13 protein-coding genes are annotated in these 11,634 nt (G+C 62.4%); 11 read left to right on the top strand and 2 right to left on the bottom strand.

The genetic code is table 11. The features are described 5' to 3' along the window. Nucleotides 1–55: 55 nt before the first annotated feature. The 11 genes from kdsD (at nt 56) to P0D84_RS18205 (ending at nt 9,645) form a co-directional block, all read left to right on the top strand. On the top strand, nt 56–1,039 hold the full coding sequence (gene kdsD / locus P0D84_RS18155; RefSeq protein WP_408338583.1) for an arabinose 5-phosphate isomerase KdsD: 984 nt from the start codon (nt 56–58) through the stop codon (nt 1,037–1,039). Beyond that, a complete protein-coding gene (locus tag P0D84_RS18160; RefSeq protein ID WP_408338585.1) occupies nt 1,039–1,599 on the top strand; it encodes a KdsC family phosphatase in 561 nt (186 codons plus the stop codon). The genes kdsD and P0D84_RS18160 overlap by 1 nt, the downstream gene beginning before the upstream one ends. After that, a complete protein-coding gene (gene lptC, locus P0D84_RS18165; protein WP_408338587.1) occupies nt 1,596–2,204 on the top strand; it encodes an LPS export ABC transporter periplasmic protein LptC in 609 nt (202 codons plus the stop codon). Before P0D84_RS18160 ends, lptC begins: the two co-directional genes overlap by 4 nt. Nucleotides 2,205–2,224: 20 nt before the next feature. Next, nucleotides 2,225–2,896, top strand: a complete 672-nt coding sequence (gene lptA / locus P0D84_RS18170; protein ID WP_408338589.1) for a lipopolysaccharide transport periplasmic protein LptA — start codon at nt 2,225–2,227, stop codon at nt 2,894–2,896. Then, nucleotides 2,893–3,678: an LPS export ABC transporter ATP-binding protein gene (gene lptB / locus P0D84_RS18175; protein ID WP_074285507.1), complete on the top strand. Its 786-nt coding sequence runs from the start codon at nt 2,893–2,895 to the stop codon at nt 3,676–3,678. Before lptA ends, lptB begins: the two co-directional genes overlap by 4 nt. A gap of 185 nt (nt 3,679–3,863) precedes the next feature. Continuing rightward, nucleotides 3,864–5,381 carry an RNA polymerase factor sigma-54 gene (locus P0D84_RS18180; protein WP_408338592.1) on the top strand — a complete coding sequence of 506 codons (1,518 nt, stop codon included), beginning with the start codon at nt 3,864–3,866 and terminating at the stop codon, nt 5,379–5,381. Between the two features lie 249 nt (nt 5,382–5,630). Then, entirely contained in the window at nt 5,631–5,987 is a 357-nt protein-coding gene (hpf, locus tag P0D84_RS18185; protein WP_179735939.1) for a ribosome hibernation-promoting factor, HPF/YfiA family, read from the top strand. A gap of 295 nt (nt 5,988–6,282) precedes the next feature. After that, entirely contained in the window at nt 6,283–6,798 is a 516-nt protein-coding gene (locus P0D84_RS18190; protein WP_012431657.1) for a PTS sugar transporter subunit IIA, read from the top strand. A 176-nt stretch (nt 6,799–6,974) separates the two neighbouring features. Beyond that, nucleotides 6,975–7,943, top strand: a complete 969-nt coding sequence (gene hprK, locus P0D84_RS18195) for an HPr(Ser) kinase/phosphatase (protein ID WP_007179412.1) — start codon at nt 6,975–6,977, stop codon at nt 7,941–7,943. Between the two features lie 136 nt (nt 7,944–8,079). Then, on the top strand, nt 8,080–8,973 hold the full coding sequence (gene rapZ, locus P0D84_RS18200) for an RNase adapter RapZ (RefSeq protein WP_408338594.1): 894 nt from the start codon (nt 8,080–8,082) through the stop codon (nt 8,971–8,973). 39 nt (nt 8,974–9,012) lie between these two features. Then, nucleotides 9,013–9,645 carry an LON peptidase substrate-binding domain-containing protein gene (locus P0D84_RS18205; protein WP_097391236.1) on the top strand — a complete coding sequence of 211 codons (633 nt, stop codon included), beginning with the start codon at nt 9,013–9,015 and terminating at the stop codon, nt 9,643–9,645. A 27-nt stretch (nt 9,646–9,672) separates the two neighbouring features. Here P0D84_RS18205 and mutY read toward each other — a convergent pair whose 3' ends face one another. Continuing rightward, a complete protein-coding gene (gene mutY / locus P0D84_RS18210; RefSeq protein ID WP_408338596.1) occupies nt 9,673–10,788 on the bottom strand; it encodes an A/G-specific adenine glycosylase in 1,116 nt (371 codons plus the stop codon). A 7-nt stretch (nt 10,789–10,795) separates the two neighbouring features. Next, complete coding sequence (gene mutM, locus P0D84_RS18215; protein WP_408338598.1) at nt 10,796–11,626, bottom strand: bifunctional DNA-formamidopyrimidine glycosylase/DNA-(apurinic or apyrimidinic site) lyase; 831 nt, start codon at nt 11,624–11,626, stop codon at nt 10,796–10,798. Nucleotides 11,627–11,634 lie beyond the last annotated feature (8 nt).

Consider the following 11,634-nt stretch of genomic DNA (forward strand, 5'->3'; position numbering starts at 1 on the left):
GGCTTGGCACAGCAGGCCCGGCGCGGCGAACAAGCGCCTTTGTTATACTCCGCGAATGATAGCGAAAATCAATGGCGACCGGGCACTCGCGCTCGCTCGTGACGTGCTCGACATCGAAGCGGACGCTGTACGCGCGCTTCGCGATCAACTCGACGATGGTTTCGTCGGGGCGGTCGACTTCATCCTGGGTTGCCGTGGACGCGTGGTCGTTTCCGGCATCGGCAAATCCGGCCACGTGGCCCGCAAGCTCGCGGCCACGCTCGCCAGCACCGGCACACCGGCGTTCTTCGTTCACCCGGCGGAAGCCAGTCATGGCGACCTCGGCATGGTCACGGCAGACGACGTGTTCCTCGCACTCTCCAATTCCGGTGAAACCGAAGAACTCGTGGCGATCCTGCCGCTCATCAAGCGGCTCGGCGCGAAGCTGATTGCGATGACGGGACGTCCATCGTCGAGTCTCGCACAACTGGCCGACGTGCATCTGAATTCTGCCGTGTCGAAAGAAGCCTGTCCGATGAATCTGGCGCCGACCGCCAGCACCACCGCCGCGCTCGCGCTCGGCGATGCGCTCGCGGTCGCGGTGCTGGACGCGCGCGGCTTCGGCCGGGACGATTTCGCCCGCTCGCATCCGGGCGGCGCGCTCGGCCGGCGCCTGCTGACTTATGTGCGCGACGTGATGCGTACCGGCGACCAGGTGCCGAAGGTGACGCCTGACGCCACCGTACGCGACGCCTTGTTCCAGTTGACCGCCAAGCGCATGGGCATGACCGCGATCGTCGACCACAACGATCACGTGACCGGCATTTTCACCGACGGCGACTTGCGCCGTGTGCTCGAACGCGACGGCGACTTCCGCAATTTGCCGATCGCCTCGGTCATGACCCCCGGCCCGCGCAGCATCGGTCCGGACCACCTGGCTGTCGAAGCCGTGGAACTGATGGAGCGCCACCGCATCAATCAGATGCTGGTCGTCGACGAAGCAGGCAAGCTGATCGGCGCACTCAACATGCACGATCTGTTCTCGAAGAAGGTGATCTGATGGCTGTCTCCCCGCTTACCGCCACTGAACGCGCAAGCCGCGTCAAGCTGATGATTTTCGATGTCGACGGCGTGCTGACCGACGGCGGTCTGCTGTTCACGGCGGAAGGCGACACGATGAAGGCGTTCAATTCGATGGACGGCCACGGCATGAAGCTGCTGCGCCAGGCCGGCATCGAAACCGCGATCATCACCGGGCGCAAGTCGGGCATCGTCGCGGCGCGGGTCAAGGAAATGAACATCGCGCACGTCTATCAGGGCGTGCAAGACAAACCCCAGGCGTTCGCGGACCTGCTGAAACAAACCGGCATGACGGCGGAAGAATGCGGCTATATGGGCGACGACTGGGTCGATCTCGGCGTGATGCTGAAGGTCGGCTTCGCGGCCGCGCCGGCCAATTCGCATCCTGAAGTGATCGCACGCGCCCACTGGGTCAGTGAGGCACGCGGCGGCCACGGCGCGGCGCGTGAAGTCTGCGACACCCTGCTGCGCGCGCAGCACAAATATGAAGCACTGCTCGCGGCGGCCTGTAGCGGCGAACAGCGGGGCCTCGTCGGATGAATCAGTTTCGCTGGACGTCACTGATTCCGCTCGTCGCGATGGCGGCGCTCGCGGGCATCACCTGGTGGCTGCTGCAAGCCACGCTGCCGCGGCAGAACGAAAGCGTGGTGCGCCCCAAGGAGCACACGCCCGACTACTTCGCGGACAACTTCTCGGTTTCCGAACTCGATCAATCGGGCTCGACACAATATCGCCTGACCGCCCAGTCTCTAATCCATTACGAGGACGACGAGCTGAGCGACCTGGTCAAGCCGGCCATCCGCGCCTTTCAGCCCGGCAAGCCGATCGTCACCGCGACCGGCGACACCGGCAAGGTGAACGGCGACGCCTCGATCGTCGATCTGTACGACAACGCGCGCATCCTGCGGGCCGCCGGTAACGGCGATCCGCAGATGCAAGCGGATTCGCAGCATTTTAGGGTGCTGGTCAACGACGATGTCATCGAGACTGAAAAGCCGGTTAAACTTCAGCGCGGCATGTCTGTGATGACTGCCAGCGGCATGAACTACAACAACGTCACCCGGGTGATGCAGCTGTTCGGCAATGTGAAGGGCGCGATCGCCGCGTCCGAGGCCGGCGGCAGCTCGCCCAAGCAACCCGGGTAATCCATTCCAGGCGTGACTGCATGAACGAATCGTTCCCCCGTTTTGATACCGGCCGCACGCGCACCCTGTCCGCGTGCCGCGCCGGACTCGCTGCGCTGATTGTCGCGTTGCCGCTCGCCGGCTTCGCGCCGCTCGCGCACGCCGACCGCGCCGACAAGGACAAGCCGCTGAACATCGAAGCGGACAACATGACTTACGACGACCTCAAACAGGTCAACATCTTCACCGGCCACGTGGTCGCCACCAAAGGCACGATCGTGATCAAGGCCGATCGGGTCGAAGTGACGCAAGACCCGCAGGGCTATCAGTACGCCACCGGCACCTCGAGTGGCGGCAATCTGTCGTATTTCCGCCAGAAGCGCGAAGGCCTCGATGAATACATCGAAGGTACGGCCATTCGTATCGACTACGACGGCAAGCAGGATCTGACCACGCTCACCACCAACGCCACCGTGAAGCGCCTGCAAGGCCTCTCGACGGTAATGGACCAGGTGCGCGGCAGCGTTATCACGTATGACGGGCAGAACGACTTCTACACTGCGAAAGCGGGTAAGGACGTTGCCGGCCCGGGCAACCCGACCGGCCGCGTGCGCGCGATGCTGGCGCCGCGCAATGGCGGCGCTGCGCCGCTGAACGGCGGGTCGGCCACGCTCGCGCCGTCCACCACGATCCAGGGAGCCCCGAACCAGTGAGTTCATCCGCGTCCCTCCCCAATCGCAAACCGGCCGGCACCAGCAGTTCGCTGGTGGTCCGCAATCTGAAGAAGCGTTACGGCTCGCGCACGGTCGTCAAAGACGTCTCGCTCGACGTCAAAAGCGGCGAAGTGGTCGGCCTGCTCGGCCCCAACGGCGCCGGCAAGACCACCTCGTTCTATATGATCGTCGGCCTCGTGCCGCTCGATGCAGGTGAAATCGATCTGGACGGCAAGTCGATCAGCTTGCTGCCGATTCACAAGCGTGCGTCGCTGGGCCTGTCGTATCTGCCGCAGGAAGCTTCGGTGTTCCGCAAGCTCAGCGTCGAGGAAAACATTCGCGCAGTGCTGGAATTGCAGCACGAAGACAACGGCAAGCGGCTCAGCAAGGACACCATCACGAGCCGCACCGAAGCCTTGCTCGACGAACTGCAGATCGCTCACTTGCGCGAGAATCCGGCGCTGTCGCTGTCGGGCGGCGAGCGTCGGCGGGTTGAAATTGCCCGCGCGCTCGCCACCAATCCGAGCTTCATTCTGCTCGACGAACCGTTCGCGGGCGTCGATCCGATCGCCGTGCTGGAAATCCAGAAGATCGTTAAATTTCTGAAGCAGCGCAATATCGGCGTACTGATCACCGACCACAACGTGCGCGAGACCCTCGGCATCTGTGACCACGCCTACATCATCAGCGACGGCAGCGTGCTGGCCGCCGGTGCGCCGAGCGACATCATCGAAAACGAAAGCGTGCGACGCGTCTATCTGGGCGAGCACTTCCGCATGTAAGTGCACAAGGGATTGCCGGCGGTGCGAGCGCGCACCCGCCAGCCCCTTTGCGGCATCCGCACATCAGCATTTTTGACCTGGGCCGTCCCGCGCCCAGCGCCGCCGAAAACGGGCGCACGCGTAATTGTGAATGTCGCAATGTATCGCGGTCGTGGCAAACTCTCTACAATGAATCTGAACCTGCCATGAAAGCCAGCCTCCAACTCCGCCTCTCGCAGCATCTTGCGCTGACCCCGCAACTGCAGCAGTCCATCCGGCTGCTTCAGCTGTCCACGCTCGAACTGCAGCAGGAAGTCGCAATGGCGATCTCGCAGAATCCGCTCCTCGAGAATGAGGACGACTGGATCGCGAGTCCTCTGCGCGTGGCGGCCGACGGTTCGTTGATCGCGCAGGCGCCCAATTCTTCCGCACCGCCCGACCAGATGGGCGGCAATACGTCCTCTTCGTCCACCAGCAGCAGCGAGCGCGCCGAGAACGGCGAGCCGCAGGGTGTCGACGAATACAACGGGCTCGCAAGCGACGGCAACGGCGACGCGTCGCAATGGGATCTCGGCGACTACGGCCGCTCCGGCAATGCCTCGGACGACGACGATCTGCCGCCACTGCAAATCCACGAATCGAGCACCTCGCTGCGCGATCACCTGATGGCGCAACTTCGCGTCACCCAGGCGAGCCAGCGCGACCGCGCGCTGATCACCTTCCTGATCGAATCGCTCGACGACGACGGCTATCTTGCGGCCACGCTCGACGAGGTACTGACCGACCTGCCAGAAGAGCTCGAAGTCGATCTCGACGAAATGAATGCCGCGCTTGCGCTGCTGCATAGCTTCGACCCGGCGGGAGTCGGCGCGCGCTCCGCGTCCGAATGCCTCAAGCTGCAATTGCTGCGGCTCGAACCATCACCTACGCGCACGCTTGCGCTCGACATCGTCGCCCATCATCTGGAATTGCTCGCCGCACGCGATTTCACGCGTCTGCGCAAGCATCTGAAGGCGAACGACGACGATTTACGCGATGCGCATGTGCTGATCCGCTCGCTCGAGCCGTTTCCCGGCGCCGCTTACGGCAAGGCGGAAGCGGACTATGTCGTGCCGGACATCATGGTGCGCAAAACGGCACAGGGCTGGCAGGCCGAACTGAACCCGGAAGTGGTGCCGAAGCTGCGCATCAACCATCTGTACGCGAATATTCTGCGCAATAACCGGGGCGATCCGGGCAGCGGATCGTTGCGCCAGCAACTGCAGGAAGCACGCTGGCTGATCAAGAATATCCAGCAACGTTTCGAGACCATCCTCCGGGTTGCGCAGGCTATTGTGGAGCGTCAGAAGAGCTTTTTTGTGCATGGCGAAATTGCCATGCGCCCCTTGGTTTTGCGGGAAATTGCTGATACGCTGGGCCTACACGAGTCGACTGTCTCGCGTGTGACAACCGGTAAATACATGCTGACCCCATTCGGGACGCTTGAATTTAAGTACTTCTTCGGATCACACGTTTCGACTGATACAGGTGGCGCGGCCTCTTCCACGGCCATTCGCGCACTCATCAAGCAACTGATAGGAGCGGAAAACCCGAAATCTCCTCTTTCAGACAGCCGCATAGCCGAACTGCTGGCGGAACAGGGCTTCGTGGTCGCGCGGCGCACCGTGGCGAAGTATCGCGAAGCGCTCAAGATTCCGGCGGTCAACCTGCGCAAGTCTCTATAGCGCGCCCCCAACCTGTCGCTTCGCGCCAGGTCCCCCGAAGGGGGAAGAAAACTTGGGGCGGCCCGGCGTTTTATTGAGCCCGTCGTCTCCCGCGGCGGGCATTTACCGGCCGCTCCGCAAGTTGGCGGACAGGCCGGCCGATGCGACCTGCCAGAAGTCAGTCACCGGGGGACGACTCAGGCAAGCCGACAGATCGACCGGACCTTCCTCATCGTGCGGAACAAGCGGCCTCTAGCTTGGAGAAGCACTATGAATCTGCAGATCAGTGGACACCACCTCGAAGTAACGCCTGCGTTGCGCGAATACGTGATCACCAAACTGGATAGGGTGCTAAGACATTTTGATCAGGTCATCGACGGCAGTGTGGTCCTCTCGGTCGACAACCATAAGGAAAAGGAAAAGCGGCAAAAGGTGGAAATCAACCTCCATCTGAAAGGCAAGGACATCTTTGTCGAGAGCTGTGACAGCGACCTTTACGCTGCGATCGATCTGATGATCGACAAGCTTGACCGACAAGTCATACGTCACAAGGATCGGCTGCAAGGCCATCAGCACGATGCGATCAAGTATCAACCGGCGCCGCAACTCGACGTGCCGCCGCAATAAGGAAAATTAGAAGGGTTTCCTGGTTTTCCTTGATTTCCTTACCCCAGCCAAACCGCCCAACCGGGCGGTTTTTCGTTTCTGGTCCTACTTCCCGGCCCCTTCTTGCGCTCAACGCCGCACAGACCGACTCTTCAAATAAACCCATAATGCATTGATGGCGCGCCGCACCATCCGTGTCTACCCTGTTCTATAATGTTCCGGTTACCATCGGGGTCAAGCTAGCTCACTCGGAAGTCGGTTGGCCAGAGTCCTGCGCTTTCGGACTCCAATGCACGGCGCCGTGAGCATCAAACGAATGGAACGCCACTCAAACGCCCCAGCGAGGAGAACCCAGGCCACGTTTTCGCCTGTCAACATGAATCGTTTAGCCAAATTTCTTCCCCTCGAGAACGTCGTCGTCGGACTATCGGTCACCAGCAAGAAGCGCGTATTCGAGCAAGCGGGCCTGATCTTCGAGAACCAGAACGGCATCGCCCGTAGCACGGTCACTGACAATCTGTTTGCGCGTGAGCGCCTCGGATCGACTGGGCTCGGCGAAGGCGTCGCGATTCCGCATGGCCGGATCAAAGGCTTGAAGCAGCCGCTCGCCGCATTCGTCCGCCTCGCCGAACCCATTCCCTTCGAATCGCCCGACGGCCAGCCGGTCTCGCTGCTGATCTTCCTGCTCGTGCCTGAGCAGGCCACCCAGCAGCACCTCGAAATCCTTTCGGAAATCGCCCAGTTGCTGTCCGATCGCGAGGCCCGCGAGCGCCTGCACACGGAAGAAGACCGCGAATCGTTGCATCGGCTGCTCACTCAGTGGCAACCTTGATGCATCGGCGGTTATCCGCACGCCGATCGTTTGCCCGCTCGTTCGCCTGGTTAACCGCCCGCTCATTTGTCCGGTTATCCACGTACGCGCGAGTACAGCCCGGCATGGTTCGCGGCCCGCGTTAGCGCGGCCGCACCCTTTGCCGAGCAAGCGGCCCACACTGGAGTCACTGACTCATGGATACGTCCAGCATCAACGCCCAGAGCATTTTCGACGACAACGCCGCCACGCTGAAGCTAAGCTGGCTGACGGGGCATGAAGGCTGGGAGCGCGGCTTTTCATCGGAATCGGTCGCCAATGCCACGTCGAGCGCCGACCTTGTCGGCCACTTGAACCTGATCCACCCGAACCGGATCCAGGTGCTCGGCGATGCCGAAATCGACTACTACAAGCGCCAAACCGACGAGGACCGCTCACGCCACATGGCCGAGCTGATCGCGTTGGAACCGCCGTTTCTGGTGGTGGCGGGCGGTGTTGCCGCGCCGCCGGAACTGGTGCTGCGCTGCACGCGCTCGTCCACCCCGCTCTTCACCACGCCAATGTCCGCCGCCGCGGTGATCGACAGCTTGCGCCTCTACATGTCGCGCATTCTGGCGCCGCGCGCCACGCTGCACGGCGTGTTTCTCGACATTCTCGGCATGGGCGTGCTGCTCACCGGCGATTCCGGCCTCGGCAAGAGCGAACTCGGGCTGGAGCTGATCAGCCGCGGCCACGGCCTCGTCGCTGACGACGCAGTGGATTTCGTGCGCCTCGGTCCGGATTTCGTCGAAGGACGCTGCCCGCCGCTGCTGCAAAATCTGCTCGAAGTGCGCGGTCTCGGCCTGCTCGACATCAAGACGATCTTCGGCGAAACCGCGGTGCGCCGCAAAATGAAGCTGAAACTGATCGTGCAACTGGTGCGCCGTCCCGACGGCGAATTCCAGCGGTTGCCGCTGGAAAGCCAAACCGTCGACGTGCTCGGCCTGCCGATCAGCAAGGTCACGATTCAGGTTGCGGCCGGCCGCAACCTCGCGGTGCTGGTCGAAGCGGCCGTGCGCAACACGATCCTGCAACTGCGCGGTATCGATACGCTGCGCGACTTCATGGATCGCCAGCGCCTGGCCATGCAGGACCCGGACAGCCAGTTTCCCGGCAAATTGATCTGAATCCGCGGCATTCGGCAACACGCCGCGGCACTCCGCAGTACTCCACGGCACATGAGGTCCGCAGCCAACGGCAGGCTGCGGCGCCACGCGTACGTGGACCAGATGCTATGATGAACTGTACGGATTTCACGACTCCATGCGCATAATCCTGATCACCGGTATTTCCGGCTCCGGCAAGTCAGTTGCCCTGAACTCGCTTGAAGACGCAGGCTATTACTGCGTCGACAATCTGCCGCCGCGTTTTCTGCCGCAACTCGCCAACTATCTCGCCGACGACGGCCAGGAACGCCTCGCGGTCGCGATCGACGCGCGCTCGAGCGCCTCGCTCGACGAAATGCCCGCGATGATCCGTGACCTCTCGCGCGCCCACGACGTGCGCGTCCTTTTCCTGAATGCAAGCACGCAGTCGCTGATTCAACGCTTCTCCGAAACGCGCCGTCGCCATCCGCTATCCGGTTCGACCGCGCATGACGCGGACGTCGGCCTGTTGACGTCGCTTGCCGAGGCGATCGAGCGCGAACGCGAACTCGTGGCGGGTCTCGCTGAATTCGGCCATCAGATCGACACCAGCAATCTCCGCGCAAACGTGCTGCGTGCATGGGTCAAACGCTTCATCGAGCAGGAAGATTCGGGTCTCGTGCTGATGTTCGAGTCCTTCGGCTTCAAACGCGGCGTGCCGCTCGACGCCGATTTTGTTTTCGACGTACGCACGCTGCCGAACCCGTACTACGATCATGAATTGCGGCCGCTCACGGGCCTCGACAAACCGGTGATGGATTTTCTCGATGCGCAGCCGGTCGTGCATGAAATGATCGACGACATCGAAAAGTTTCTCGTCAAATGGCTGCCGCATTTCCGCGACGACAACCGTAGTTATCTGACGGTCGCGATCGGCTGCACGGGCGGCCAGCACCGCTCGGTGTTCATTGCGGAGACGCTCGCCGCGCGTCTCGCAACTTCGGCAAATGTCATTGTGCGGCACCGCGATGCGCCGGTTCATGCCGGCGAATCATCGAAGTTAGTGGCTTAACCGGCTGCATTGCGCGGCCTCAACTCGAAGCGTTGCGCCATGTCTTCTTCTACTGTGCTTGCCGATGTACCGCTGTTTCCGCTACATACGGTGCTGTTTCCCGATGGGCTGCTGCCGCTGAAAATCTTCGAAGCGCGCTACCTCGACATGGCGCGCGACTGTCTGCGTGAAAAAACGCCGTTCGGTGTGTGTCTGCTGAAAAGCGGTGCGGAAGTAGCGCGCGAAGAGGAGCCTTCGGTGCCGGAGGCAATTGGATGCCTCGCCGAAATCGAAGAGTGTGATGTTGAAGCCTTCGGCATGCTGCTAATCCGGGCGCGCGGCACGCGGCGGTTTCGCCTGCTGTCGCATCGCGTGGAGAGCAGCGGTTTGCTGGTCGGCATGGCGGAGCCGCTCGGAGAAGACATCCCCCTCGAGGGCAACGAGCAATTGGCCAAATTCGGCGCGTGTGCGGAAGTGCTGGAGCGGATTATCGCAACGATTCGCGAGCGCGATCCGGACAGTTTGCCGTTCGCCGAGCCGTTCAGGCTGGAAGATCCGTCATGGGTGTCGAACCGTCTTGCGGAAGTGCTGCCAATCGCCCTTCGTGCAAGGCAAAAGCTGATGGAATTGCAGGACGCCGGCGCGCGGATCGACGTGGTTCATCACTATATGCAGCAGCATCAATTGCTTTGATTTGATGTGCTTTTTGCTCGAGGTTTGCTAGAGCAGCGAGCCGTGCAGACCATCCAGCAGTTTGCGCACCGGCGCGGGCACGCCGAACGAGTCAAGATCGCTTAGCGCGACCCATGCGGTGTCCGCGTCGCCCAATGCGGCCAATGCGCCCACCCCGCGATCCAGTTCAGCGAGCCGCGGTTCGATATCCAGCTTGAAATGCGTGAACACGTGCGTAAGCGGCGCGAGCGGCGAGACCGCTCCGTCGCCGCCGAAGGCGCGCGCACGCTCGGCGAGCGCGGCTTCGTCGGCGGCTTCGGGCAGGCTCCACAAGCCGCCCCAGATGCCCGACGGCGGACGCTTTTCCAGCATCACGGCGTTACCGTCGCGCAGCACCAGCATCCACGTGCGGCGCGTCGGCACCGCTTTCTTTGGCCGTGCCGTGGGCAGTTCGCGCTGACGTCCGGTGACGTTGGCCACGCAGTCGGCGGCGAACGGGCAGCGCAGACAGTCCGGCTTGCCGCGCACGCATAACGTTGCGCCAAGGTCCATCAGGCCTTGCGTGTAGGCGCTGACATCGTCGTCCGATGCGTTGGACGGCAGCAGCGATTCCGCCAGCGTCCACATCGCATTCTCGACTTTCTTTTCGCCTGGAAAACCTTCGACGCCGAATACCCGCGCCAATACGCGCTTCACGTTGCCGTCAAGAATCGTCGCGCGCGCGCCGAACGCGAAAGAGGCGATCGCCGCCGCCGTCGAGCGGCCAATGCCCGGCAATTCCGCGAGCGCTTCGGCCGACGCGGGAAACGCGCCGCCATGCTGCTCGACCACCACCTGCGCGCAGCGGTGCAGATTGCGGGCGCGCGAGTAATAGCCGAGGCCGGCCCACAACGCCATCACATCGTCCGCGGGCGCGGCGGCGAGCGACGCAACATCCGGACAACGCGCAAGAAACTTTGCGTAGTACGGAATCACCGTCGACACCTGGGTCTGCTGCAGCATGATTTCCGACAGCCAGATGCGATAGGGATCGCGCGTGTTCTGCCACGGCAGGTCATGACGGCCATGCTGGCGCTGCCACGCAATCAGCCGCGCGGAAAAATCAGACATGACTGGGAAAGCAGGCGTAACGGACGGGGCCGACGGGCTTAAACGAGAAGGCATTGAAGATTTAGCGCTGACAGGTGGGACAGAAATAAGTAGAACGCTGCCCCTGCACGATCTGTTTGATCGGCGTTCCACACACGCGGCATGGCAGCCCCGCGCGATCATAGACGAAATAGTCGAGCTGGAAATAACCGCTTTCGCCATCACTGCCGACGAAATCGCGCAGCGTGCTGCCGCCCTTCTCGATCGCTGCGGCGAGCGTGACGCGCACCGCGTCCGCCAGCAAATCGTAACGCACGAGCGAGACCCGGCCCGCCGCGGTGGCAGGACGGATCCCGGCGCGAAACAGGCTTTCGGAGGCGTAGATATTGCCCACGCCGACCACGATTTCCCCCGCCAGGAGGGCCTGTTTCACCGACACCTTGCGACCGCGCGTGAGCCGGTGCATCAATGCACCGGAAAATGCCGGCGAAAACGGCTCGACACCGAGGCCCGCGAGCAGCGGATGCTCGAGCACGTCGCCGGCTTCACGGGGGTGCCACAGCACCGCGCCAAAGCGCCGCGGATCGCGATAGCGCAAAATGAATTCGTCGAAGATCCAGTCGACGTGATCGTGTTTCGCCGCGGCCGGCGGATGCGGCACGTGGCGCAGCACACGCAGCGTGCCGGTCATGCCGAGATGCACGATGAACCAGCCGGCGTCGATTTCGAACAGCAGGTACTTGCCCCGCCGCTCAACCTTACGTACCACGCTGCCGCGCAAGGTTTTCGCAAGGTCCGCTGGAATTGGCCAACGTAACGCGGGCGTACGCACATCGACGCGTTCAACCTTGCGGCCGGACACATACGGTTCGATCCCTCTTCGGGTAACCTCAACTTCTGGCAACTCTGGCATGTCTAACT

Origin of the sequence: Paraburkholderia sp. RL17-337-BIB-A (assembly GCF_046025895.1) — a bacterium.
Lineage (GTDB): Bacteria > Pseudomonadota > Gammaproteobacteria > Burkholderiales > Burkholderiaceae > Paraburkholderia > Paraburkholderia fungorum_C.